Annotated in this window: 21 protein-coding genes and 1 pseudogene; 11 read left to right on the plus strand and 11 right to left on the minus strand. The window is 55.4% G+C overall.

Annotation, left to right across the window (positions count from 1 at the left end):
* Positions 1-174: 174 nt before the first annotated feature.
* From traD to mobI, 3 genes and pseudogenes are all read right to left on the minus strand, one after another.
* Positions 175-1986: pseudogene (traD, locus tag EG244_RS20940) on the minus strand (conjugative transfer system coupling protein TraD); the annotation flags it as partial.
* Positions 1983-4637: a TraI domain-containing protein gene (locus EG244_RS10250; protein WP_124964910.1), complete on the minus strand. Its 2655-nt coding sequence runs from the start codon at positions 4635-4637 to the stop codon at positions 1983-1985. The pseudogene traD and the gene EG244_RS10250, both read right to left, overlap by 4 nt.
* Positions 4627-5103 carry a conjugative transfer protein MobI(A/C) gene (gene mobI / locus EG244_RS10255; protein WP_124964911.1) on the minus strand — a complete coding sequence of 159 codons (477 nt, stop codon included), beginning with the start codon at positions 5101-5103 and terminating at the stop codon, positions 4627-4629. Before mobI ends, EG244_RS10250 begins: the two co-directional genes overlap by 11 nt.
* 691 nt (positions 5104-5794) lie before the next feature.
* Between mobI and EG244_RS20410 the strand changes: the two genes are divergently transcribed.
* Genes EG244_RS20410 through EG244_RS10265 form a run of 3 tightly spaced genes read left to right on the plus strand, consistent with a single transcriptional unit; the run spans position 5795 to position 7431 of the window.
* The gene (locus EG244_RS20410; RefSeq protein ID WP_158617284.1) at positions 5795-6220 is read left to right on the plus strand and encodes a hypothetical protein; all 426 of its coding nucleotides are present in this window, start codon (positions 5795-5797) and stop codon (positions 6218-6220) included.
* A gap of 20 nt (positions 6221-6240) precedes the next feature.
* Positions 6241-7026: a ParA family protein gene (locus EG244_RS10260; RefSeq protein WP_124964912.1), complete on the plus strand. Its 786-nt coding sequence runs from the start codon at positions 6241-6243 to the stop codon at positions 7024-7026.
* Positions 7027-7050: 24 nt separating this feature from the next.
* The gene (locus EG244_RS10265; RefSeq protein WP_124964913.1) at positions 7051-7431 is read left to right on the plus strand and encodes a hypothetical protein; all 381 of its coding nucleotides are present in this window, start codon (positions 7051-7053) and stop codon (positions 7429-7431) included.
* A gap of 14 nt (positions 7432-7445) precedes the next feature.
* Here the strand turns inward: EG244_RS10265 and EG244_RS10270 are convergent, their stop codons facing one another.
* From EG244_RS10270 to nrdH, 7 genes are all read right to left on the minus strand, one after another.
* The gene (locus tag EG244_RS10270) at positions 7446-8501 is read right to left on the minus strand and encodes a lysozyme family protein (protein WP_124964914.1); all 1056 of its coding nucleotides are present in this window, start codon (positions 8499-8501) and stop codon (positions 7446-7448) included.
* Between the two features lie 111 nt (positions 8502-8612).
* Entirely contained in the window at positions 8613-10772 is a 2160-nt protein-coding gene (locus tag EG244_RS10275) for a vWA domain-containing protein (RefSeq protein ID WP_124964915.1), read from the minus strand.
* Positions 10773-10872: 100 nt separating this feature from the next.
* Complete coding sequence (locus EG244_RS10280; protein WP_124964916.1) at positions 10873-11973, minus strand: DUF3150 domain-containing protein; 1101 nt, start codon at positions 11971-11973, stop codon at positions 10873-10875.
* Positions 11974-12044: 71 nt separating this feature from the next.
* Positions 12045-13043, minus strand: coding sequence for an AAA family ATPase (locus tag EG244_RS10285; RefSeq protein WP_128490912.1), 999 nt, complete (start codon positions 13041-13043; stop codon positions 12045-12047).
* Positions 13044-13121: 78 nt separating this feature from the next.
* Positions 13122-14078, minus strand: coding sequence for a lambda-exonuclease family protein (locus EG244_RS10290; RefSeq protein ID WP_124964918.1), 957 nt, complete (start codon positions 14076-14078; stop codon positions 13122-13124).
* Between the two features lie 61 nt (positions 14079-14139).
* Positions 14140-15264: a recombinase RecT gene (locus EG244_RS10295; RefSeq protein WP_124964919.1), complete on the minus strand. Its 1125-nt coding sequence runs from the start codon at positions 15262-15264 to the stop codon at positions 14140-14142.
* Positions 15265-15361: 97 nt separating this feature from the next.
* Positions 15362-15589 carry a glutaredoxin-like protein NrdH gene (gene nrdH / locus EG244_RS10300; RefSeq protein WP_124964920.1) on the minus strand — a complete coding sequence of 76 codons (228 nt, stop codon included), beginning with the start codon at positions 15587-15589 and terminating at the stop codon, positions 15362-15364.
* 843 nt (positions 15590-16432) lie between these two features.
* Here nrdH and EG244_RS10305 point away from each other — a divergent pair.
* The 6 genes from EG244_RS10305 (at position 16433) to EG244_RS10330 (ending at position 21489) form a co-directional block, all read left to right on the plus strand.
* Positions 16433-17413: an AAA family ATPase gene (locus EG244_RS10305; protein WP_124964921.1), complete on the plus strand. Its 981-nt coding sequence runs from the start codon at positions 16433-16435 to the stop codon at positions 17411-17413.
* Positions 17410-17877, plus strand: coding sequence for a hypothetical protein (locus tag EG244_RS10310; protein WP_124964922.1), 468 nt, complete (start codon positions 17410-17412; stop codon positions 17875-17877). Before EG244_RS10305 ends, EG244_RS10310 begins: the two co-directional genes overlap by 4 nt.
* Positions 17874-18377 (plus strand): HORMA domain containing protein, encoded by a 504-nt coding sequence (locus EG244_RS10315; protein ID WP_124964923.1) that lies wholly within the window; start codon positions 17874-17876, stop codon positions 18375-18377. Before EG244_RS10310 ends, EG244_RS10315 begins: the two co-directional genes overlap by 4 nt.
* Positions 18377-19273 (plus strand): CBASS oligonucleotide cyclase, encoded by an 897-nt coding sequence (locus EG244_RS10320; protein WP_124964924.1) that lies wholly within the window; start codon positions 18377-18379, stop codon positions 19271-19273. Before EG244_RS10315 ends, EG244_RS10320 begins: the two co-directional genes overlap by 1 nt.
* Before the next feature lie 9 nt (positions 19274-19282).
* Positions 19283-20008 (plus strand): DUF6602 domain-containing protein, encoded by a 726-nt coding sequence (locus EG244_RS10325; RefSeq protein WP_124964925.1) that lies wholly within the window; start codon positions 19283-19285, stop codon positions 20006-20008.
* Positions 20009-20583: 575 nt separating this feature from the next.
* Positions 20584-21489, plus strand: a complete 906-nt coding sequence (locus EG244_RS10330; protein ID WP_124964926.1) for an Abi family protein — start codon at positions 20584-20586, stop codon at positions 21487-21489.
* Positions 21490-21739: 250 nt separating this feature from the next.
* On the opposite strand, the gene EG244_RS10335 is transcribed toward EG244_RS10330, so the two are convergent.
* The gene (locus tag EG244_RS10335; RefSeq protein WP_124964927.1) at positions 21740-22732 is read right to left on the minus strand and encodes a hypothetical protein; all 993 of its coding nucleotides are present in this window, start codon (positions 22730-22732) and stop codon (positions 21740-21742) included.
* Positions 22733-23274: 542 nt separating this feature from the next.
* Here EG244_RS10335 and EG244_RS10340 point away from each other — a divergent pair.
* The gene (locus tag EG244_RS10340; protein WP_124964928.1) at positions 23275-23799 is read left to right on the plus strand and encodes a hypothetical protein; all 525 of its coding nucleotides are present in this window, start codon (positions 23275-23277) and stop codon (positions 23797-23799) included.
* 12 nt (positions 23800-23811) lie between these two features.
* Positions 23812-24177 carry a hypothetical protein gene (locus tag EG244_RS10345; protein WP_124964929.1) on the plus strand — a complete coding sequence of 122 codons (366 nt, stop codon included), beginning with the start codon at positions 23812-23814 and terminating at the stop codon, positions 24175-24177.
* Positions 24178-24189: the final 12 nt, after the last annotated feature.

Here is a 24189-nt window from a genome sequence, read left to right on the forward strand (position 1 = left end):
ATCCTTGAGGTCGAGAACAGGAGGAGGTTCCGGTTTTTCCTCGGCATCAGCGCGCACAGCAGCGCTACCGGAGGCATCGTCCTCATAGTCATAGTGCTGATTTAGGGTGTGCAGTGCGTATTGCTCGGCTCTGGGGGCATGATACCCCTCATCGGGCGGGGCCAGGATCGGAAGGCGGCCTTTGATGAGGTTGCCTTTGGCAAAAACCGCAAAATACTCAAGATCGCTGAGATCGCCAAAGCTCTGAGGGGCCACGATTGGCTTATCCTCCTGCATCAGGCGCTCTCCGTGATTGAGGCTGAAGGCGCCCGTGATCGTCGTGTCACCCAGGCTGGTTGCGGTGGTCTTCATCACATAGCTAATTGGCACCTCGGGGAGGCGCTTTGCCAGCCGCTCCTGCGTATCTACGTCGATGGTCCGCAACATGATCGTGGAGTTCATGTTCCCGAGCAGCTGAGAGGCCATTGCTGCAGAACCGGTGCGGGCCTCATAGTCAGCGAGCGTCTGGGTGGCTACAAACAGCCTCATGCCGGCGCCGCGGCCTTTGTTGAGCAGCTGGATAAGCTGTTCATTGGTGATCTCAGAGGCCTCATCCACCAGAATGTTGACGAAACGGGCATTGGATCGGCCGAAGTTGTAGAATTTACCGGCCAGTGAGGCGAGGTCAGCAAGCACCATTTGCCCCATAGCGCGGCCAACGTCTGGGTCGGAGAGCGTGTCGAGACCGATGTAGAGGCCACCGCCGGTCTGAATGACCTGTTCAAGAGAGGCCACTTTCCCCGACTTAGGCAGACGGCCGGCAGAGGGGTCGGGAGAGAACAGAGTGGCCAAGGGGCCCGCGCAAAGCTTGCCGACGACCGGAACCAGAGAGGCAACCATCTTCTTAAAGTGGCCGGGGTCGTGCAGAAGCAGGGAGATAAGATTGTTCATCTCTGCACTGGAAAGCGAGGTATCCAGAGCAGACTGCTCCTGATAATACCGTGCGCCCAGCTCAGCCCGCATGCTGTCAGGGGGCAGTTTCCCGCCCTTACCCCGCACGTTCATGGCATCGCGCATCCCCTTTTCCATCGCAGGGCCGTTTGAATAGGCCCAGCCCTGAAGTGCGCGGATGCAAAGGGGCGCAAAGCCCTCGGACAGAGCGCGTTGTACGTCCATGATGGTCGGATTGGTGCCGGAGATCTCAACAGCGTAGAAGATCCCCATCAGGGCGTTTTGGGAAAACTGCTTAAACACGTCGCCTGACGCGCTTGAAGGGATGATCGCGGCCAGACGTGATGCAAGCTCGGACCCCCGTTGCCGGGATGCCAGAGGGTTGATCGCAGCGCTTTCGTCAACAAAAGCTGGATGGAAGAACGTGAAGTCTCGATCCCGGCCGAGACGCCGATATGTAGCTTGAGCATTATTCTTCAGCTCGCGGTCGCCCTTGGGATCAAGAATGATCAAAGGCTCGCCCCGCATGATTGATTGCGTTGCGATCAGATCAAAAAGGCGCGTCTTACCAGCACCCGTTGTCCCGATGATGTGGACATGCCCTTTGCTCTCGTTATCGAGCAGATAGACAGGCTTCTCATTCGCCGCCCCCACTCCATGGAGGAAGGTAGCGCCTTTCCGGCGCTGCTTGATCTCCCCAAGCCGTTCTGGATCTCGGTAAAGGTCGCTTACCTGCTGCGCGTGGGTCGCGGTCCACTCAAAGCCGTGGCCCAGGAACAGGCTGTCGTCACTCAGTTTCTCCTGCATTTCGTCCAGAGACAGGAAGTTTTGCTCCTGCCGCTCAAGCTTCACGAGCCTTTTGAACCGGATGCGTGCGAATGTGGCCTGATAGAGCGCGACCACAAAGAATACTGAGGTCATGATCAGCGTGGTTTTAAGGCTGAAGCCCGATACCAAGTGCATGAGGATCGCGCACAAGATCCCACAGCCGCCCCACGAAAGCGCAAGGTACAGCTCATAATTGGGCCGATAGTCGGTTTCATAGGTCTGTTTCATGCAGAGGTTCCCCCGCCGGGAGGTTCAGCGGCGATCTGCTGTTCGATCACAGCCGAGCAATCCGCACCCATATCAACAGTGGTCAGCCCGTCTTCGTTTGGTTTGCTGACCGTGAAGCTCGACTTGAACGTTTCATGATCGAGGCGCAGCGCGTTGGACGGCCAGTGCTTGCTGAGGTGGCCTATATGGAGGCCTGCCTGTTTGAGAGCGCCGACAGCTCCGTCCCGGTATGCCTTGGGGATGCTGGTGCCGCGCAGAGAGAACCCCCCTTTACCATTGGAAATGGCAGCAACCGTCTGTGTGGGATTGTCCCTGAGGTACAGCCAGAAGAAGGCCCAGAAAATCCGCTTTCTCTCCTCAGGTGTGAGGGTGGTTAGCGCGACATAAGCAAACTGCCACGACGGCGCGTCATCATCGAGCTCTGGCATGGACAGTTCAGGCTCAGGGAAGGTCGCAGGCGCATCAGCAATCCCCGGCTTGCCCGGTTTAGGCGAAGCCTGAGCTGTATCCACCACTTCCTTGCCTGCTTCAGGCTTCACCTCGGCGCTGGCCCCCTGCCCCGCCTCCTGGATGTCTTTAGCGGAAGGATTTGCCTTGGGCTTTGCTTTGCTGGCAGATTTTGCTGGGGGCTTAGCCGGAGGATCCGCCTTGGGCTTTGCCGTTGCCTTCGGCTTGGTAGCCGTCTCGGGCTTATCCTGAGGATCTGCCTTCACCTTTGGTTTGGCGGCGGACTTAGCCGGGGCTTTTGCCTTAGTGGTGGTCCCTGCCCCCTTTTTCACGGCAGCGGCAGACTCGGCCTGGGCAGCCGGTTTCTTGCGGGCAGGTTTTGCAGGCGCTTCTTCGGCCTTAACCTCATCCTCTGTTTCTTTTACCGCTTCGCTCAGCTCAGTGGCGAGACCGGCTGTGAAAGCCAGCGCATTAGAAAGCTTGTCATTTAACAGGACTGGGGCGTCTTCGACCTTTGATGCCAGCTTGGGGCGGATAGCGAGAAGCTGTCGCGCCTCTTCTTCGGCCACCTGATGCTTCTTCATAACCTCCTGCACGTCTTGAGGCTTGAAGTCCTGCATATAAGCGTTGTCGTGCAGCAGAGCGTGGTCAGCTGGCAGGATCCTGCCGTTGTCGATCGCAACCGGGATAGCGACAGCAGACGCAGAGGCCGGCGAGCCGCTGAACGACAGCGTGGGTGCTCGAAGGGTGACTGAGGCGGCAGGCTTGATGCCGATAGGGATTACCGCCAGCTCAATCAGTGCGTCCTTAATCTGCCCGTTGATCGGCTTGAGGATAGACTCAACATCCCGCGCACGGAAACGCACGGTCCCCTTGGACGCAGGCACATAGTCCTGAAGCTCATCGACCTTAATCTGTTCGGGAAGCAGCATCTCCAGCGTCCGGTTCATGACATAGGAGGCTTCCAAGGTGTTGAAGACGATTTCACGGATGTGGGGCCCAAAGCTCACGCCCATGAGGGGTTTGCTGGTCAGGTAAGCAATGAAGTCTTGGATGGAGCTTTCACTCGCCACGAAGAACGGCACCCCATAGTAGCGGATGCCCTGCTCCGTATCGTGTTCAACATGGGCATAGATGAAGGGGGAGTTGGGGAGGTTCCAGCCAGCCTCCGAGGCAAACTCGTGGAAGCGGCGGATGACCAGCGCGCTCATTTCCGCCGATCCGGGGCGGCGTCGGGGGTCGATAGAAAGAGCAACATTCATATGGTCGGCGTCACGGACCACTGTGAAAATCGGTGTCTGGGCAGCACTTTCGGGGTTGCGAATGAAGTCCTCGAACTGTGTACGCACCAGATCATTCGAGTTGTAGATGAACGCCAATAAGGGGCGAGGCACCAAAGCCATGATGTAGCGGGCGGTGAAATCCCGGTGGGGCATCATCTCCTGCACGTCGAAGTCGATGTAGTAGGAGAGAATGTCATTGGCTTCGACCCATGCCTCAAAGCCTTCAACCATCGGCTCCCATGGCTGAGCGTAAACAGGCGCGGCAGAAGACATGAATTGTCCATCCGCTCCGGTCTTGTTCGAGACACTGTGCGGAAAGATCTTCCCGGTCGTGTTCAGCTTGCCAATGTCATGCAGCAGCCCGCCGACGAAGCAGATCAGCTGCCACGCCAGATTATCCGCGTCACGGTCCCTGGGGGTGCTATGAACCGTGACGTTCTTAGCCACGCTCATATGAAGCGAGGTGACTGCCACACCGATCGAGTGGGTGAACAGACCGCCGCGGTTCGGGTGGTGATGACCACGCGATGCGGGAAAAGGCCCCATCCAATGTGCGACACGGCGGATCAGGTGCATCAACTGTTTGTCGAAGTCAGGCACCAGATGCTTGTGGCTGAAAGATTGCAGAGCCTGATCGATCAAAGCTCGGTTGGCTTGGATGAGCTGCGCGGCGCTAAGTGGAGCTAAACCCTCGCGGTTATGGTGGACCACATCAGGAGGCACATACAAATCTTTGCTGCCGGAGAGTAAGTCATCAAGGTCCAGCTCAGGTCCAAAGGTCGAGTTTCGGGCCGATCCAGAGGTGGATCCTTCTGCTGCTGGTCCAGACGAAAGCGCGCCAACGACCATAATTTTGCCCATCTGGGTGGCGGCCTGAGGGGTGGGAGCCTGCCGGAACAGCCTCAGAAAGTTACGCAACATACTCGCTCTCCAATTGCTGTTGGGGGTCAGTTTCTTCCAAAACTTGTTCCATTTCCTTCAGCACGGCCCGCCAGAAGCTGATGCGTTTACGGAGTTCTGCGGCCTCTCCCTCGATCTCCCAGAGCTTGTCTTGAAGGTCTGGATCAAACTTGCTGAAGATGGATTTGCGATATTTTCCCCTGACGCGACCGGGGATTTCCTGCGTGAAACGGACCGGCCCGATGTTCTTCACGTTGTATTTTTTCGAGGTGTAACGGATCCACACGATCCTGGGCCCCATCGCCTTTCCGTCAGTTTTGACCGCCAAAGCACAAGGAGGTTTCCTGCGGTTTACCGCATCCTCAACAGCGATAAGCGCGTTGGCGCGATCCCTGAGCATCTTAGCTTCAGTCAAAAGCTCATGCTCCAAAGTCTCCCTGTTTTCGATGATACTTTGGGCAATCAACCTTTGCGTTTTCATAATCATAATAAGGAGTTACCCCTTCTTCCTCATTCGCGGGTGAGAAGCAGTTTCCCTAGCGAGGGTAGTGCAGTTTTTCCCGCTTTACGCCCAATTTTTCTTCCCAAATTCCACGGCTATCACAGAGATACACACACAGGTGTCTTTCGTCTACATCTGAGAAGTCGGCACAGATGGAAGAAAGAGGGATAGGCAGAAGACATTTCCTGCGACGGAAAAGGGTCGCGCGCGTAATGGCGTAATGCACAGCAAGAATGTCCCTAGATGAAGATGGCGTAATGGACGTGTCGAAAACCCGATAATTGGCGTAGCAAGTGTGTGAAAAAGCGCGGGAATTCTTGCTTGGTGGAGTGGATCTGGGAGATCCGTTTTGAAGCACATTCCACACGGCTTTTGCGGGTGGCAAGCTACCGGCTGGTACGCAGCTTCGGATCGATTGGATGCTGGACGTCATCCCAGATAGCTCTAGAAGTGACGGAGAGGCCCGCTGAGGGGCTTATTAAGGTTTTTTGGTAACAGGGTAGCTGAAAGGTGAAGGTCGGCTCCTGAGGGCCTTCTGGGCCCGCTTAGGGGCAGGCGTATCCTGTCGCTCGTCTTGTCGTGAACTATCGGGCTGATGCTTGTCGGCCGTCAGCAGCAGATCCAGAATTGCTTTCTGTCCTGTATGCTGGCGGTTCCCGGAGTATCTGGCTCTGCGATGAGCGATCATTATGTGCGGGGTGTAAACAACGTAAACCCTGTAAACAACGTAAACCCTGTAAACAACGTAAACCCTGTAAACAAAGTAAACAGTGTAAGCGAAGTAAACAGTGTAAACAAAGTAAACAGTGTAAACAAAGTAAACAGTGCTAATAATGTAAACATCGTAAACTTTGTTGACCGTGTATACGGTGTAAACCTTGTTTACATCGTATACATCGTTTACGTTTCCGGTGTTGCTCTCGATGTAAACTATGTTGACTTTGTATACGTTGTAGACTTTGTATACCGTGTAAACTTTGTAAACTGCGTTTACGTCGTAAACATCGTTTACATGCTGCCTTTATCGCTGTATGAAAAATCAAACCCTGAGATACAGGCGCTCTCTCCTAACAAAGCCGAGCATCAGGGGATCCACAAATAGATCATAGGGCAGGTCAAGGTATGATCATTTCAGCTTACACTACCAAAGGCGGCGCAGCTAAGACGACCTCTGTTGTCACTCTTCTTAGCGCCCTGGCTCAGTACAACGCGGCAAATCCTGAAAGCCCCCTGAAGGTTTTAGCCCTGGACCTAGATGGCGTGCAGGCATCTCTTACGAAGTTTTCGTTGCTTAGAAATACGATGGGGCGCCCTGACTATGGGATCGTGTTTGAGAGCTACAAAGTTACTGATTTCGATAGCGGAATGTTGGTTGAGAGGGCAAAGACCTTCGACATTATCCTGATCGACATTCCGGGTTTCTTTGACGCGAAAACCTTGCGGACAGTGTGCCTGTCGAACGTAGTGATGGTTCCGACAAACCTGTCAGTCGTTGAGTTCGCAGAGGCTAATGACTCACTGAACAGACTGACCACCCTGAGGAACGAACTGAACATCCCCGGCATGCAGGGATTGTTCATTAACCGGACAGAGCCGGTCATGAACATGACTGCGCGCTTCTCGAAGGTTCTGTTTCAACAAATGTTGGAGTCAGGACATAGCGTCTACAATGCCAAACTGACGCGCTATGGCGTCTACCAGCAGCAGCTCGACTATGGTGCATACCTGTTCGAGATGGAGGAAGACGGGGGCAAAGGCGTAGTGAAAGCTATGTTAGAGGCGGCCCAGACACTTAAGGCGGTTATGGCCTTTGACACTGTGAATTACGATCCTTCCAAGCCACTGACTTTCTACCTGAACAGCCTCGGGACTGAGGAAAGCCAAAACGCGGAAGAAGCGACTGCATAACGGTAATCAGGAGCAGGATAAGTCATGAGCAAAATGTTGAAGCCGACCGGTATGGTTGATTTCCGTGCTTCCCTGGGTACTGCACAAAAGGCTACCACAGACCTTTCGGAACTCGCCAAGCGCGTCGAGGAGCACCAGAGCGATGCTCTTGTTGCTACAGTGCTCTCCCCAAAAGGTCAGGTGAGGGAAGAAGCACCCACGCGGGATGAGCCTGCGCTCGATAAGAAGAAACCCGCTTCAAAGCGTGCAGGAGCCCATAACCAGCAAGAGCGCCTTCGCGTTTGCTCGCTGCGTTTGAGTGAAGATGAGTGGAAAGTCATCCAAGATACTGCCGACAGCAGCAATACGACCTCCAGCAGGCTACTGCGGGCTATCGTGAAGCAGTGGATCGATAAGCAGAAGTGAACAGGAGCCCGGTTCTACTGGCTGAAATGCAGGATCTGACGCTCTCGGCCGTCCTTTAGGGCGGCCGTTTTCATTTCGTCAGGGCCTACAATCTGACTAGTTGTGCCTTGGCTGAGATCGACCACCTCATAAGCTGCTGGCATTGATCCAGCCTCAGATGGGGCAGGGGGCATATCACCGCTCATGGAGGCAAGCGGGATCTGTTCAAGGTTATCCGCCTCCGGGTCAACCAGATCCAGCTGCTCTTCCGACGATACCGCATCACCGGACTTAATCAGGTCTCTGATTTCGGAAAGGTAGGCCAAATACTCTGGCAGTTCGATAAGGTGTCGGTTTCCCGCGATACCTCTGTGCCGGCTGAAGCCTTTATGCTCCCCATACGGGGCAGGGAAGGCGGCCCATTCGCCTGCCAGCTCATACGCAAAGTCTTCGAGCTTCATCGTGCCAGCCTTAAACTCGGCCCATCCGCGGCCGTAGAGAAGGGCAAGGCCGATCCTGTCCTGTGTTTTGGCATCAAAGAGAGTGTCACATGGAAGGTTCATCTGCTCCGTTACCCGTCGGTATGTGCCCCCGACGATCTGATACATACCGATAGCAGTTGATTTCTGGATACGGCGGGCAGCCAGCTGCCAGTCGCGGACTTCACACACCGTCATCTCAGTAGGCTTTTTGGGCAGCGGGTGCTTATTCCCGTTCCAAACAGAGTCATATCCGGCGCGTCCTGCCTCAAATCGGCGGATAAGGCTGACGATCATGTCTTCTGGTGAACCCGGAAGAAAAGTGGTGGGGATCTTGGTTATATCGTGAGCTTCTTCAGGCTTTTCGGAAAACGTGTAAATCCGCATAGGCGCAAGCCTTTCGTCCATGCCATCATAAAGAGCGGCAAGCTCTGGAGCGCGGCCACTCAGCGAGACGGGTTTATGCGGGTTAAAGTTCGGCTCTGCAGCGTAAAGGGCCGCCGCTGCCTGGACAGAGGCGTCTAATCCCCCCGGAACCTTCCAGAATCCTTCAGCTGACGCGAAGCCGGCTGAAGATGCCAAGATGATCGCGGTAAGGGAGAGAGCTTTCATGAGGCATCACTGTTATTGAGAGGGGAACAATAGAGAAATAGCCGAGGAAAATTTAACTGTGAAGCCGTAAAAACGACAAAAAAAAAAGAGCCCACTTGGGGCTCTTTGAGTTCAGAGGTTTCTGCGCACCAATGCCGAGAGGCTGCGGGGCAGGGCATTAGGTGACGAAATCTGTTCAGAGTCATCAAACATTCCAGCCGGATAGGGCTGTTTTGAAATGATGACACCGTAGACTTCGACGCCAAGCCTTGTGAGTTTGGCTTTTTCTTTAGCGGCAGCCTGGGCGTTATCAGGCATTCCGTCAGTCAGAACGATAAGGATTTTCCTTTGTTTTTCTGAGTGTAGGAAGTTGAACCATGCAGATACATACGCATCTGCAAGGGGTGTACCGCCCGTAGCAGTCGGCCACTTTGCATAGCAGGAAGTAACCGGCTGCCCAAAAGCCTTAATGAAGGGAGCGTGGACCATTCTTCCTGCCCAGGCACTCCCAGGAAAATGGCTTATGGCCGTCTCAACATCCTGAAAATGTTCGAGAGCCGAGGCGATACCCAAAGCGGATACAATCTCAGCATCCAGAACAGCCCCGGATGTTGATCCCGAAGTGTCGATCAGGATCTGCACAGCAACAGACTGATCTTCTTCGATGTGGATTTTCCTGAACAAAGCCGGATCTCGATCAGTGATAGCCCGAGTTATGCGGCTTTGGTTGATCCGATTTCCTGACTTTGAATTGGCAGAATACTCCATGTCGCCACAGAGCATCGGTGACAGTGCTGCGACCAGGCTTTGTGTCATCGCTTTAGCTCTGCGTGCATGGAGAAGCACAGCATCCCGCAGCATTGGATTGGCAGGAGCCTTATCAGTCGCGCCAATATGAGGCAGAGCTATGACAGCGCTGTCTTTGCTCGCACCCTTATCAGCTAGTGCCCTGAAAATGTCCCCTATCTCCTGCGTGGCACCGGTTTCTTCCAGAGGCTGTGAACTGCCACCGGTTTGGCCGCTACCTTGCTGGCCTTGAGAGCCTTGGGAGCCGTCCTGCTGGCCTTTAGAGCCTTGGGAGCCGTCCTGCTGGCCTTGAGAGCCTTGGGAGCCGTCCTGCTGGCCCTGAGAGCCTTGGGAGCCGCCCTGCTGGCCTTGAGAGCCTTGGGAGCCGTCCTGCTGGCCTTGAGAGCCTTGGGAGCCGTCCTGCTGGCCCTGAGAGCCTTGGGAGCCGCCCTGCTGGCCTTGAGAGCCTTGGGAGCCGTCCTGCTGGCCTTGAGAGCCTTGGGAGCCGTCCTGCTGGCCCTGAGAGCCTTGGGAGCCGCCCTGCTGGCCTTGAGAGCCTTGGGAGCCGTCCTGCTGGCCTTGAGAGCCTTGGGAGCCGTCCTGCTGGCCCTGAGAGCCTTGGGAGCCGCCCTGCTGGCCTTGAGAGCCTTGGGAGCCGTCCTGCTGGCCTTGAGAGCCTTGGGAGCCGTCCTGCTGGCCCTGAGAGCCTTGGGAGCCGCCCTGCTGGCCTTGAGAGCCTTGGGAGCCGTCCTGCTGGCCCTGAGAGCCTTGGGAGCCGCCCTGCTGGCCTTGAGAACCTTGCGGGTCAGGAGACTTCTGCGACTGCTTTGACGGCATATTGTCGTTAAAGAGCGCGAGAAGCTTGTCGGCGTACATTTGCACCGTACTGTAATCAGTCTTGCTGGGCCCAGGCTTGGACACTGCAACACCAATTTTACGAGCATCTGCCAGAACTTCTGGGGGCAGCACGTTGAGCACGGCTGCTTCATAAAGATCTGCGTCGCCAGAGATTGCCACCTGTCCGAGGCATTCAGCACGGAAGATGTAAAGGCACCAGTTCAGCACGAGATCCCAATAGTTGGTGATTTCATCCGGCAAGGGCCGGTTGTCGTCGGGATCTGCAAGCATCACTTCCACGGCTGCGTTCAGATAAGCTGCCGCACCGGGGTAAGAGCGCAACAAGTTGGCTTCGATGCGAATGTCTTCGAGAATATTCGCGATCGACTTCCATTCGACCATCAGGGGTGAGCGGCGCATTGCTGTGATCTTAGCGCCGAGGGCTTGGAAGTCTGTTTGACGGACATGACCGCCGGCCTCATGTGCGATCAGACCATAGAGGGCAGTCCGAAGCCGTGGGTCAGTCAAGTCCCAGTGGGGCAGGGTGATCGTGGTGCCGTTAGTGCAGGGATGGCCGCCAAAAACGACGTTCACTCCCCATTTGCGGCCGAGGACCGCCGAGAGCTTGGTAGACACCATTGCATAGTCGATTTGAGCCTTGTTCATCATGGGAGCACTCCAAAAAAAAGGATTTCTCCCCCCAGCGGGAAGAGAAACCCGCAGGGTTGATGGAAGGGAAACAGCCCCGGTTAGGGGGCTGTCTCAGGTGTCAGAAGTCAAAGGTATCGGCAAATTTCACCGGCTGATCATGGTCAGGCATTGGGAAAGACACGACGTTGGCCGGAGCTTCCTCATCCGAAGCAGCAACTGCTTCAGCTTCATGAGCAAAGGCCTCTTCCTTATCTTCCGCAAAAACGGGTGCATCAGGCGAGGCAGGTGCCTCTCCAGCAACAAACCCTGACATGGGGAAACCAAGATCGTCTTTGATGGTGTCTGGCGATGGCGCTGAACCAGCGATAGCCAAAGTGGCCGGTGCGCGGTTCGCACATTCCTCAACAAACTGCTTCATCGCATCGAGCGAAGTGAAGCGGCTGATGATAGCCCAGAGCTTTTCAAACTCTGCGCCATGGATCTTGCCAGACCCCGCAACGCTTGCTTCGAGGTCGTCAGCCAGCACTTTCATGCCACCCGAACGATCACAGAAGGAAAAACGCCGCAGCTTCTGAGCAGCTTCTACGATGGATTGGCGCACTTCGACCCTGAACCAGTCAGAGGCCGAATTGCCTGTTTTGCTTGCGAGTTGCGGTTTCACACCGTTCACAATGCTCAACAGTACACTGTCGAGAAGTTCACTTCCGACAGATGCCAGTGAGTTCGTTTTATCTCGTGGAGAAGCCGAAACTTCAAAGATCGAGAAGCTTGCACTGAATCGGGATTTGACCTTCGATCTGGGCAGCATGGCGCGGCGCAGAGGTTCGGCAAATTCCGGGTTTTTGACGATCCAATCAGCAATTGCATCGTCATAAGCTTGAATGAAGTTATCAACCTCATCGTTGAACTTGGCGCAGATGGCCTGGAGCTCAACGCCGATCACTTCCACACAATCCAATGGGATCGCATAGCCTCCAAGCAGGCGCGTGCCATAGCGATTGCAGACACGCTCAGCCTGGTTGCGGATCGTTTTGAACGGTTGAAGACGTTCCTTCTCGATGAGGTGCTTGATGCCATAGCTCGCAACGCGAGAGGGTGGCAGGTCTTGCACGTCAACATTGATGAAATCGCTTGGTTCGAGCTTTTTGGACCCGGACCACACCGAAAAATCGAGCATAACCATGGCTACATCTTTGAGCACAGTCGTTTGGACAGTCATCTTTTTTCTCCAAAAAAAGGGAGACCGCCCCCGATGGGAGTACGTGTCTCCCCATCAGGGTTGAAACTGGCTTAGAAGCCGATGTTCAGCTTGAGAATGTTGGTAGCGACTTCGCGCTCTTCAGGCGAAAGCCGGCTGAGATACGCCAGATTAAGGGCGTTCATCACCGTTTCCTCGCAAGGCGTCCCGTGATCGATTTTCCGGTGCAGGCCGAAAGAAAGGCCGTAGCGGAAGAACCGCGTCAGAGCGCGCGTTGAGAGGGGCGAATTGAGGGCTTCAGCCACGTCGTGGCATTTGGCTCTCGTTTCAGCAGCAAAGGCACACATGCGCGAGACGAACTCGGCAGATGCTGCCTGAAAATCAGGGAATTGGAGAAGCATCAGATCCGTTTCGGTCTGATGATCCATGTAGCTCACTTCCAACATCGCAAAGCGATCGAGGAAGGCAGGATCGAGCTTCCGAACGGAGCCGGTATAGGCGCCGGTCAGATCCCCGCTGCCCGCAGAGTTTGCGGTGCAGATAAGCCTGAAGTTTTTATGAGGGGTGATGACCTCACCCGTTTCTTTGATGAGTAGCTTGCCACCATCGAGAATGTCATTGAGCGCGACCAGATTTCCTGCGCGGCCGCGGTCGATTTCGTTGATAACAAGGGCATAGCCATTTTTGGCGGCCAAAGCCAAAGGACCGTACTCAAACTCAGTGTTGCCGAAGGAGATGCCGACGCGGCCGATCAGATCAGCAGTGTCAGAAGTCTCGTTCCACGAGAGCATGAGGGTAGGCCAATGCAGACGGCCGAGGACTTCGCGGATGAGCGAGGTTTTTCCGCAGCCATGCGGACCATAGAACATCAGGCCGTCGCCATGGTTCTCCGCAAACAGGAAAGCGAGGATGCTCCTCACCATGTCTACGTCAAAGTGGTAGTTCGGAGTGATCTTCTGAACGAGAAGGTCGTTTTCAAAGACCGGGACCGATTTACCGATGGCCGAAGGGAGCTTGAACAGCTGCCCGATGTCAGTGGTTTGAAAGTTCCAGTTGATTGCCGACGACAGGTTGTTGGCGTGCAGGGACATAGCTTTCTCCATAAAAAAAGGGAGAAAGCCCCTGATATGGGAAGCTTTCTCCCCATCAGGGTTTGTTTGCGCGTCTGGTCAGAGCGCGGTGAACTGGTGACTTTTGGTGCCTGCCTTGCGGTAGGGACCAACGGTTGTTTCGTCAGTGGGGTCTAGGCCATGTGCTTTGACAAGCTCGGCCCAATCGACACTGCCTTTGCGGTCAACCCGCGTGGCGCGAAGCCCGGCGAATTCACCAAATTTGTTCTGACCCAGAACGTCGATAACGGGATCGGCTGCTGATTTGATGGCAGCTTCAACCTCATCGAGCATTGCCTTCAGCTCGGCCTTGCGGCTGAGCAGGGGCAAGATCGCCTGCGATGCAGTGGCCCAGCGGTGCGCATCTTCTTGCGTCTGCGGGGCGAAAACATCGCGATCTGGATCTTTGGCAGGCTCTATCACGTCCCGGACTTTCCGTAGGAACTCTTGCGAGCGGGCTACGATTTCCTGTTGGACGGCGGCGTCTGCGGTGACGATGAGAAGGATTGTCTCAACGACACGCATGCCTACATCGCTTTCTTCCAACCGGCCGAAAACGAGAAAGCCTTCGTGTGATCCCGTGACAAGCAGCTGCTGCTGCACTTGATAGAAATACCGTTGAGCGGGCTCAGAGTTGAGCCTGTGCTTACGGACCTCTTCAAAATTGCCGGGAGACGGGATTTTGAACTCCCATGGCTTCCTGTGGCGGTCGATGCCGTCAAGGGAAGCGCGCAAGAACGAAAGGGTGTCGTGCTCGACACAGGCAGGGCAGATGCCGATCTGGCGCTCTTCGACAACGTGCTCGCGCAGCAGGTGCTCAAAGTCCTTACCGCGACGAACATACGGATTACCCATAACGTCGTCTTCTGCCTGAAGTCCGGTCTTTTCAGCCCAGAGCTTCCATTCAGTCTTATAGGGGTTTTTACCGAAGAGGGCGGATACGTCGGATGCCGTAATCCCGCCTCTGCGCCATTCGAGCCATTCCGGCGTCGATTGGGTCAGTCGGATGAACTTCATGTGGAGGCTCCAAAAAATAAGGGGCCACCGCCATGAGGGGGTAGCCCCTCAGGGGTTGAAGTCATGCAGCTGCACTTGCGCTCAGGCGTTGAAGAGCCCGGTTAAAGTTCAGCACGGTGTTGGCGCCATCGGCAGCAGCTTTGGAAAGCTTGCCTGAGGCGGCCTGATTATTGACCTCTTTAGAGGCCATATCACAGGCTTCGGGTCCGCGGCGGCGGGCCTCGCAAAGGTATGCCCAAAGGGAAGGCCCTCTGGGATCCGCAAAAATGCCCTTGAGACCATTCACCAGCGACACCGAAATGTCGTGAAGTTCAGGTTCGAGGGTTGAGCGAATGTTATCTATCGCTTCATCAAACGCTCCCAGCGTGACAGCCGCATCGACGGATCGATCCAGCCAGCGCAGTGCGCGGCTATGCACCTTGTTGAAACTGGACACCACGTCATCAGTCCCTTGCGGCACCTCGTTGAACTCGGAAGCCGGGATCGCGGTAGGATTAGCCTGAGTAGACGGCCCTGCAGAAAGCCTTTGAGGCTCCGCTGTAAGGTCGGACACAGTTTCAGGGTTCATAATCTGCCCGTCCATTTCGTCTGCGGAGTAGTCACATTCCGCGAAGCCGAGGCGGAGGGCAGCTGCCTTTGCACATTTTGAGAGCATGAGGGTAGGGGCCTTAGCCCACAGACCGGTGGGGAATTTATTGACGATCGGGACAGCCTCATCAAAGAAAAGGGTGTCCGAGAACGCGCAACGTTGCCCATTTACGAAGCGGTAGACGGTGGCCGTAACATACTCGGGGACCGTGAAAGACACGGTTTGCTCAGTATTTGGGCCATTATCCTGACGTTTGAAGCCAGAGTAGGTGCGTTCAACCATCGGCCCGAAAGTGATGGGGTCGATGCCGGCGAATGCACCCGTTTTGTGCGCGGTGTAGATCTGGGCCTTCAGGGTGAGCCAGCAGCTCTCCTGATTGATCCAGTGATTATCGACTTTCCGGCGCTGCGACACGATTGCGATGTGCCCGCTGAAAACATCCAGCCCGCGGACTTGAGCAAGATCCCAAGCGTTGATGATGGCGTCTTCAGTCTGGGCAGCTGGGAATGTGGTGTTGATGAGGACGCCCCATTTCTGAAGGTCCAGGCCACGTTTGCCAGCGCGCTCGGTCGGGTAGGGGATGCGAAGTTCAGACATATCATTCTCCTAAAAAAAATGAGAGTCCGGCACCCCTTGGGAGTGCTGTGACTCCCGTTTGGGATTGAGCAGGATCAGACCTGCTGTCGGTCAGTTGTCAGGGAAGGTTGGCAATCAGATCGGGCCGGAAACCAGCCCAATGCTTCTCACCTGCGATAACCACAGGCGCCTGGCGATAACCAAGCCGGGTTACGCGATCCATAGCAGCGGGATCTTGAGTAAGATCCACTACGTCATACGAAAGCTTCCGCGCTTCCAAAGCCCGCGTGGTCGCAGTGCATTGCACGCATCCAGGCTTGGAATAGACAATAATCCCAGCGTCCATGCTGGCTCTCCTTCAGTTAGGTGGAGGCCAAGCCCCACAAGGGCGTGCCCCCATGGGTTGCGGATTCAGGATTTCAGACACAGTTAGACAGCCCGCATGGATTTGGTCCATGCATCACGCGCTGGCGGCCGATGCGGCCGGACGGGCGTGGCTGAGGGCCATATCCCTCAGACTGTGGTGCGGTTCGGGATCTCTCGCTCTCCCTCAAGGTCATTACAACCACCGCATAGGCTTCATAAGCCAGCCACCTGAATGATCTTCAGATCAGACGAGATGCACCCTTTCGGGCCATTGCGCCGCAAGTAACTGCCTGCGATCAGTTTTGTCTTTGGCCTCTGCCCCAGACGACGATCTGGACTCTGCGAAGCAGAAAGTGGGTCAATTAAAGCAATACAGGGGTAGCTTGGCAAGAGTTTAGCGTCACAGACGCATACCATTGAAAATTCACTGCACGATATCGCTCACGTTCGGCACTCGCCTTCGACAGAGTGCCTCCATTGTTGCAATGAGCGAAAATCTGCCATCTGGCGCTATGCCGCCAGAAACATGATGATGACCGCATTCGGCCCATAGCTGCCCGCCGAAATTTTCCGGCGCCGCGGCGCGGCATTCCCGAAAGCTGCCGCTCATGTTTGACGCGCCACGTATGTAGCGTGAAGATTGACAATGCAGCTCTCGCTGAGCGGCTGCGGGCAACGTGTAAATCGAACCGAACATTTCGGTGATCGTCTCGGAACAGCTCTGTTTCGACAGCGAAGTCTAAACACATATAAATGTGCCTATAATGCAAACATATTGTATTTGATGCGCTTTATGTTGACGCACAGGGGTTAACGTAATCTGATGCTCGACAACCTCACCGGTACTGCAGTTCTCATCGGGCGCAGCACCCAAGCATCACCAGAGAGCATAGGAAAAGCAGTGCAAGACGAGTTCGGACCGTCCAAGGGGATACAGCGAGCCAGAAGGCTGCCCGATCAGAAGCTGGCGGCTTTGTGGGACTCCATCTTGATCGACGCATCCGTCAAGGATCGCCTCGTGTCTCAAGCGATGCTAAATTTTACGCTCCGTCCAGTCATCGATCGCTCGGTCATTCCGCTGCATGGAGTCATCCTCCTCGTAGGCCCCCCGGGCACTGGCAAGACATCACTCGCTCGTGGCCTCGCGAACCGAACCGCTCAGTCCTTCAAAGGCGATGGGTTTCGGCTTCTGGAAATAGACCCGCATTCATTGACCAGTTCGGCCATGGGAAAAACACAGAAGGCCGTTTCCGAGCTATTTTCTCAGACGATCGCAGAGGCGGCAATGAATGGCCCGACCATAGTCCTGCTCGACGAGGTCGAGACATTGGCGGCCGATCGTTCACGCATGAGCCTCGAAGCCAATCCAATTGATATCCACCGTGCCACCGATGCGGTTCTGGTCCAGCTTGATGCCATGGCCGAGGCGCATCCCAATCTCCTCTTCATCGCCACCAGCAATTTCCCTGAGGCGGTGGATGCGGCGTTCACATCTCGCTGCGATCTGATCATGACAATACCCTTGCCGGACAAAAACGCCTGCAGCCTCATCCTTCGCGACTGCCTTGCGGGTCTCGGTAAGACGTTCGGTCCAATCGCGCGATTGGCCGCTTCAGACGGACTCGACCACGTTGCCTCTGAATGTATCGGTCTCGATGGTCGCGCCATCCGGAAGATGGTTGCCAACGCGTTGGCCAGTAGCTTGACGACCGCGATGAATCCGGAACAGTTGACATTCACCGATCTGATCAGCGCCGCCAAGGCTGCAAAGCAGAACCGCTTAACGGCTGGAGGGCGCGCATGAATACAGTAGCAAGCCGCACCTTCCGCAGCACGCCGCATCGAGACTCTATGGATACATGGCTCGCAATTGTCGACCTCCTCACTCGAGGCGAGCGAACGGAGGCCAAGGACCTCCTACTTGCAGTCAAAGGCATCGCCGCCAGTATCATCGCCGACCAAGCACCCAAGGGTGTACCTATCGTGGCAGCCTGCGATGGCCCGCGCACGCGGGTCTACTGCACTTACGACGACGATGCCATTGATGGCACCGACGAGAATGAGACCTCGCTCGGATACGATCCTCTCAAGGGCGACTGGTCGGTGTCTCTGCCATGCCAGGACTCGGATCTGCTTTGGGTCCAAGCCGCTCTCAAAACGCATGGCGATCGTATTACGGCCCGCAGCATCAGCGAGAAGGTGGTAGAAACCTCTAAGAACAGCAATGCAGCCCTAGTCTTCGATCCGAAAGGATTTCTGGGATCATGAGCACCGTCAGCGTCAACACCTATACACACTCGGCAACCTATCTGGCTGACAACATGCTAAAGAGCGTCAAGGACATTATAGTGTTGAGCGGTCTCGACCCCACAACCTTCGTTGGCGATTGGGAGTTTTACAAGACTGGAATGCGGACCTGGTTACAGTCCGGTCATCTCGAGAAGGTAGTCCTGGAGGTGTTCGATCCGGTCACCGACGCACTGATCGTACGTTGGGACATCGAGGTGGCCTACGGCTGGAGCGCGAACGGAGACGGCAGCTTTTGGACCGATACTGACCAACTACGCTACGCGATCAAAAAGTCGGGCATCCACCAGAGTCGTTTGCGCTATCGCTTCATCGTCACCCGCGCGGCAGGTTTTGGCGAGGTGGCAGGTTGGGCACCAGCCACCCTGCGCAGCACTGACGGTATGGTTCGCCAAAGCCTCGGCACAACGGTCGAGCACAATGGCCTCGGCGCATCCACGTCCTATTATCGGAGATCATAATGCTGAGCATTGAAGAGGCCTTCCGCAAGTTTAAGAGCCGTCTAGAGCTTAACGAGAAGGAGACGACTAACGCGTCGAACCGCCAGCAAGAAGTTAGGAACTATCTCGACACCAAGTTCAAGATCGACCGCAGTTTCCTTACCGGTTCCTATGCACGTTGGACCAAGACAAAGCCCCTCAAGGACGTCGATATCTTCTTCGTTATGAAAGCGTCAGAGGATGATTACCTATCGAAGGCTCCTTCAGCCATCCTGACTGACTTCCACGATGCCCTTGTTGAGAAATACGGCGATAAGGCGCGCAAGCAAAACCGGTCCATAAACGTAGATTTCGGGGTTAAGGCGGATGCCGACGACAATACCGACTATCGTGTGATCAGCGTCGATGTCGTCCCTGCGTTCGAGAAGGGATCCGATTTTCAGATCCCCGACAATGGTCTTGGCAAATGGATCGGCACCAATCCGAAGATCCACGCTGACAAGGCAGTTCAGGCGCATCAGGCCTATTCAAACGAGTGGAAGGGTTTGGTCCGTATGGTCAAGTATTGGAACAACAATCCCAAGCATGGCGAGAAGCCAGTGAAGCCGTCCTTCCTGATTGAGGTGATGGCTATGGAATGCCTGCACGGTCCTTGGGGCGGTCAGTTCGACCGGGAGATGCAAGGTTTCTTCTCTACACTTGCCGATCGCATATTCGACAAATGGCCTGACCCAGCAGGCCTTGGCCCAGCGATCAGCGATAGTATGGACCTGGCCCGCAAGCAACGCGCACAGACTCTGCTACGTGCCGCAGCGCGCGAAGCCACCCTTGCCATTAATCACTCCCGCCAGGGCCGGAATGGCGAGGCGCTGCGCGCTTGGCGTGAATTGTTCGGCCCCAAATTCCCCCTTTCATAAGGAAATTCCATGGCCGACTGGTCTTTGCCTCAGCTGCTTTCCAGCCTTCACAACGACATTCAGACCCGCCTCAAAATCGTCCGCGAGACCATTCAACACCCCGGTTCCAAAGGCGATGCAAGTGAAGGCGTTTGGATCAGCCTGCTGCAGACCTATTTGCCCGAACGGTACCGAGCCAACAAAGCGTTCGTCGTCGACAGCCGCGGACAATTTAGCCAGCAGATGGATGTAGTTGTGTTCGACCGACAGTACTCTCCGTTCATCTTCAAGTACGAGGGAGAGATGATCGTACCAGCCGAGAGCGTCTATGCGGTGTTCGAGGCTAAGCAGTCGGCAGACAAAGCCATGGTCCAGTATGCCCAAGAAAAGGTGGCCAGCGTACGCCGCCTGCATCACACCAGCCTGCCCATCCCGCACGCCGGTGGCACCTACCCTGCCAAGCCGCCGCTTGAGATTCTGGGAGGATTGCTGACCTTCGAGAGCGAGTGGACACCCGCATTCGGTGATTCCTTCCGGAATGCCTTGGCCGCTGATTCTTCCGATGGCCGCCTAGACATCGGATGCGTGGCGTCCCATGGTCATTTTTTCTACGATAAGCCATCATCCGATTACGTCTTCGAAAGTGAGACTAAGGCCGCCACAGCCTTCCTTTTTAAGCTCATCTCCACCCTGCAGTTCAGTGGGACGGTGCCGATGATCGACGTCGACGCCTATGGGCAATGGCTCGCCGACTGAACGCCTGTCCGTGGCGCGGACTCCTGGCAACGCTAGTGCAAAGCGTCGAAGAATCGAGGGCCACCTCATGGGTATTACTGATCATTGGCTCGCCGCGAAGCGCTGTGATAAAGCAAGCGACTGGCCAGGATACGGTTACCTCATTGCGCGCGGCACGAATGACCGCTTTCTCGGTTTCTTCTCGACTGCTTTGCCGCAGTGCTGCTAGGCTGCTCTCCGCCCTAAACGGCATTCTCCCCGTTCGTGCATTTCGCCTGTGCGGACACGGCCTACTCCGATGACTACTATCGCAAGTGGAGCTCTTGGGTTGTATATACCTCACTACAAACACTTTTTGCGCTACGTTCAGCCGCCCTGCTAGGCCAAAATCAACGCTCTGCCGCCCGAGGTGACAGTGTGAAGTTTTTAATGTCTGTGTACGGTTCAGTATTGATTTGATTACAACCTACGACTAACTATAAAACCAACAAGACCCGCCACGCCTCGGACAGAGCTTCGGCTTTGCACTGCGCACCCTGGCGGGTTACTTGTTTCTGGGCCTGCATTTGTGCAGTAATCCCCGGCATGGTGGCCCAATGAAGTTCACAAAACCCGCTACATCCATCAGCGATCAAATAGTATTGCTGCGGCGTCGCGGCATGGTTATCGATGATGAATCCGCTGCGCGGCACTACTTACAGCACATTTCATATTACCGTCTACGTGCCTACTGGCTGACATATGAGACACCTGCAGCCGCGGATGACCATGCTTTCCGGCCGGGCACACGGTTCGAGGATGTTCTTGCCCTCTACGTTTTCGACCGGCAGCTACGCCTACTAGTTATGGATGCTATCGAACGGGTGGAGGTCGCCCTGCGCGCAGGATGGGCTCATCATATGGCAATGACATACGGCTCGCATGGCTATCTTGACCAAGGGATTTACGACAGCCGCGACAGACACGCGCGTGCGGTAACGACCTTGTCTGATGATTTCAAGTGGTCCAAGGATACGTTCGCCGAGCACTACCGCACCAAATATACAGATCCTGTTCTCCCCCCTGTCTGGATGGCGGCCGAGGTGATATCATTCGGGCAGTTGTCGAAGTGGCTGGGCAACCTCAAGCTACGTTCAGACCGCCAAGCTATAGCCAAACCCTTTGGGCTGGATGAAAAGGCGCTGGTCTCGTTCGCGCACCATATGAGCTATGTGCGTAATATTTGTGCCCACCATGGGCGGTTATGGAACAAGCGGTTCACAGTAACAATGGCGGTGCCGAAGTTTCCAGCTCAATTGCCGGTAGCAATGCGAGGAGCTCATGAGCGGATGCTGCACAACACCCTTATGATGCTGGATTACCTGCTAGGTGTAGTTGCTCCTGACAGTGGTTGGCGCAGACGGATTGTGACGCTAGTCGATAGTTGCCCGCAGGTAGACACGGCAGCGATGGGCTTTCCGACAGATTGGCGGACGCGTTCAGGCTGGATATTGCGGGAGTGAAAACCTGCTATGGCTCGTGACGTTCCAGATCCGAGCCTGCTGCCAGCTGTTATCCCAGCTAGCTGTCATTCCAGTTTGAAGACGAAACCGTTGGAGGCGCCCATAGCATCATCTTCAAGCGGCACGGCCTTGAACGCTGCTAGGGTGACAACGTAGTTTCCAAGATATTCATGTTTCAAAACAGTAATTTAGACCATATCATCCTGTAAATCTGGGCACTCATGCACTGAGGGCACGATAGCTGTAGAACTTATTCTGCTGCAGCAATGGCTTGTGTAGGTGGCAGCAATGGCTCGGTCGCGGGTGCGGCCGGATCGATGATCGGTGCAGGCTTCTGGGCCCGACGTTTGCGAGAAGTGGCCTTCACCTCAGCGCCCGTCTTAACCGCAGCAACCCGCCGCGCATTTGTCAATTCTTCGATGGTGGTGTCGCTCTTCACAGGCAGTCGAAGCTTTTCAGTCTCGACAATACGGCGGAAGCAGCGGAGCTTCACATTGCGCAACGCCTTGACGCAGCGAGCAAGTGCATTCTGGGCGGTCTGAGCCGATTTATTGGCTTCTTCAAGCTTAAGATCGCCATAGATCGTCAAAAACTGGACCATCCTCAGGATGTCGTCGGCGGACTTAAACAGTTCCAAAAGCTGCATCGACCGGTTTGATTGAATGCCAACCTCAACGACATGCGGCTTGCGGGATTTAGCCATCCCACCATTGGAAATCTGCTCGTAATGACCGTGCAGCTTGGTCAGAGTCTCCGAAAGCTCATCCAGCGCATCCTGGAACTCCTGAAGGTATGCATTGAATTCCGCTCGGTCTGTGAGGCGTTCGCGAGCCACGTAATCGATCGCCACCGCGTACTCGTTGCAAGCCGCAAAATCCCGCGTGAACAGAAGCCCGATTTCGTGGGTGTGCAGTTCAATATCCTGCATGATCTCTGGGATCTGAGGGCGATAGATGTGTTTCCGCTGTGCCGCGCCGGCCAAGCGTCGCCCCGCGATCTCGGCCTGCCTGTCGGGCGGAAGATCGGAAATCGAAACGCGCCGCTCAACACTCTTGGCTCGGGCGCTATCAGAAGGATTTTCCTTCTCCTTTGCTGTCGGCCTTTTCGACTGAGCAGTATCAACTGAAGGCCTCCCGGCCTTCGCACGGCGGCGCCGTACACGTTTTTTCAATGGCTTGTCAGGTGCGACGGCCTCAGCAGATGTGGCCTCGGGTGCTGACACTTCCGTACTAAGCTCCGTCATGTTTACCCTGCTTGATAAGGAAAAAACCGTTACATGTATCAAATACTAGCCAAGGAAGATTTCCAAATCTACTCAATTATCGAAGGCGATAGTAGCTCGCTATCAGAATGGCCCTTGTCAGAAGAATTTTGGTGTGGCTAAAATTGCCCCACTTTCTGCTTCGCAGAGTCCAGATCGTCGTCTGGGGCAGAGGCCAAAGACAAAACTGATCGCAGGCAGATACCTGCGGCGCAACGGCCCGAAAGGGTGCATCTCGTCTGATCTTAGGATCATTCAGGTGGCTGGCTTATGAAGCCTATGCGGTGGTTGTAATGACCTTGAGGGAGAGCGAGAGATCCCGAACCGCACCACAGTCTGAGGGATATGGCCCCTCAGCCACGCCCGTCCGGCCGCATCGGCCGCCAGCGCGTGAGGCATGGACCAAATCCATGCGGGCTGTCTAACTATGCCTGAATTTTTCAATCCAGCGCGTCTTGCGCGCTATCCCACACGGGGTTCCTATCCCGTTTGGGGGTGGACCCCTTTTTTTTGGAGCATCCACCATGACCATGAAAAAGCCCGGCATCGCTCGTTTCGCTGCGTTCGATGGCAGTAACCCTGACGAAACAAGCGTAATCGAAAAGATGGAACAACCTAAAGCTACTCCGAAACGTTCTCGCCGGACGATCCGTGTTGAAGCGCAAGCTGATGACACGGAACAGCTGAGCCTGGGCACTTCGGCAACCGTGAATCTTGCTGATCCTGCTGAGGTCGCAATGCTGTCTGCGCGTTACGACGCACTCAATGACAGCCTGCACCGCATTGCGCGGGATCGGGCGCAGGACGAACTGCGCTTCAAGATCGAGAAATCCGATCTTGAGCGTGCCCTTGCGAAGAAGATTGAGGAACTGGAAACAGCCGAGCAAGAAATTGCGGATCTGAAAAAAGAACTCAGTCACGCCAAGGATCTGGTTGAAGCAGTCAAAGGTTCAGCCCCCTATCAGGCTGGAAAGCTCGTGAAGCTGTTCCTGCTGACACTCGTGGTCAGCTCCGCAGCTGCGATCGCTTTCACCATCTTTACCCTTTGACGGGAGGTTCATATGGGACGCTTTGACCCTGCTATGAGCCTCTTTGGCGCAGAACTGCAAACCACAGACAGCATCCAAGCGCTGTTGAAAGGCAGTGAGATGCACAGAAGGGACCGCCTGAAAACGGTCCCGCGTCTATACTGTGCAGACGGCTTCAGTCTCTCGGCGCAAGCCAGCGACTTCCATCGGTGCGAGCCTCGCTCGCTTGAGGGGCCTTACATCTCTGTCGAATGCGGTTTGCTCTCAAGGCCTGAGCCGCGCCTGATGCCTTATCTTCTGCATGAAGAAGGCATCCCGCCTGAAGAGGGCACTTACAACTATGTCCCGACAGCCATTCTCGTTGAAATCATCAATGACCATGGCGGCCTGATCCTCTGATCGGTCCAGTCT

Source organism: Falsigemmobacter faecalis (assembly GCF_003863335.1).
GTDB lineage: Bacteria > Pseudomonadota > Alphaproteobacteria > Rhodobacterales > Rhodobacteraceae > Wagnerdoeblera > Wagnerdoeblera faecalis.

Excerpts from the sequence above, each read along its gene's own strand:
- EG244_RS10250 (WP_124964910.1), bottom strand. The coding sequence starts at position 4,637 with ATGTTGCGTAACTTTCTGAGGCTGTTCCGGCAGGCTCCCACCCCTCAG.
- mobI (WP_124964911.1), bottom strand. The coding sequence starts at position 5,103 with ATGATTATGAAAACGCAAAGGTTGATTGCCCAAAGTATCATCGAAAAC.
- EG244_RS20410 (WP_158617284.1), top strand. The coding sequence starts at position 5,795 with ATGAGCGATCATTATGTGCGGGGTGTAAACAACGTAAACCCTGTAAAC.
- EG244_RS10260 (WP_124964912.1), top strand. The coding sequence starts at position 6,241 with ATGATCATTTCAGCTTACACTACCAAAGGCGGCGCAGCTAAGACGACC.
- EG244_RS10265 (WP_124964913.1), top strand. The coding sequence starts at position 7,051 with ATGAGCAAAATGTTGAAGCCGACCGGTATGGTTGATTTCCGTGCTTCC.
- EG244_RS10270 (WP_124964914.1), bottom strand. The coding sequence starts at position 8,501 with ATGAAAGCTCTCTCCCTTACCGCGATCATCTTGGCATCTTCAGCCGGC.
- EG244_RS10275 (WP_124964915.1), bottom strand. The coding sequence starts at position 10,772 with ATGATGAACAAGGCTCAAATCGACTATGCAATGGTGTCTACCAAGCTC.
- EG244_RS10280 (WP_124964916.1), bottom strand. The coding sequence starts at position 11,973 with ATGACTGTCCAAACGACTGTGCTCAAAGATGTAGCCATGGTTATGCTC.
- EG244_RS10285 (WP_128490912.1), bottom strand. The coding sequence starts at position 13,043 with ATGTCCCTGCACGCCAACAACCTGTCGTCGGCAATCAACTGGAACTTT.
- EG244_RS10290 (WP_124964918.1), bottom strand. The coding sequence starts at position 14,078 with ATGAAGTTCATCCGACTGACCCAATCGACGCCGGAATGGCTCGAATGG.
- EG244_RS10295 (WP_124964919.1), bottom strand. The coding sequence starts at position 15,264 with ATGTCTGAACTTCGCATCCCCTACCCGACCGAGCGCGCTGGCAAACGT.
- nrdH (WP_124964920.1), bottom strand. The coding sequence starts at position 15,589 with ATGGACGCTGGGATTATTGTCTATTCCAAGCCTGGATGCGTGCAATGC.
- EG244_RS10305 (WP_124964921.1), top strand. The coding sequence starts at position 16,433 with ATGCTCGACAACCTCACCGGTACTGCAGTTCTCATCGGGCGCAGCACC.
- EG244_RS10310 (WP_124964922.1), top strand. The coding sequence starts at position 17,410 with ATGAATACAGTAGCAAGCCGCACCTTCCGCAGCACGCCGCATCGAGAC.
- EG244_RS10315 (WP_124964923.1), top strand. The coding sequence starts at position 17,874 with ATGAGCACCGTCAGCGTCAACACCTATACACACTCGGCAACCTATCTG.
- EG244_RS10320 (WP_124964924.1), top strand. The coding sequence starts at position 18,377 with ATGCTGAGCATTGAAGAGGCCTTCCGCAAGTTTAAGAGCCGTCTAGAG.
- EG244_RS10325 (WP_124964925.1), top strand. The coding sequence starts at position 19,283 with ATGGCCGACTGGTCTTTGCCTCAGCTGCTTTCCAGCCTTCACAACGAC.
- EG244_RS10330 (WP_124964926.1), top strand. The coding sequence starts at position 20,584 with ATGAAGTTCACAAAACCCGCTACATCCATCAGCGATCAAATAGTATTG.
- EG244_RS10335 (WP_124964927.1), bottom strand. The coding sequence starts at position 22,732 with ATGACGGAGCTTAGTACGGAAGTGTCAGCACCCGAGGCCACATCTGCT.
- EG244_RS10340 (WP_124964928.1), top strand. The coding sequence starts at position 23,275 with ATGACCATGAAAAAGCCCGGCATCGCTCGTTTCGCTGCGTTCGATGGC.
- EG244_RS10345 (WP_124964929.1), top strand. The coding sequence starts at position 23,812 with ATGGGACGCTTTGACCCTGCTATGAGCCTCTTTGGCGCAGAACTGCAA.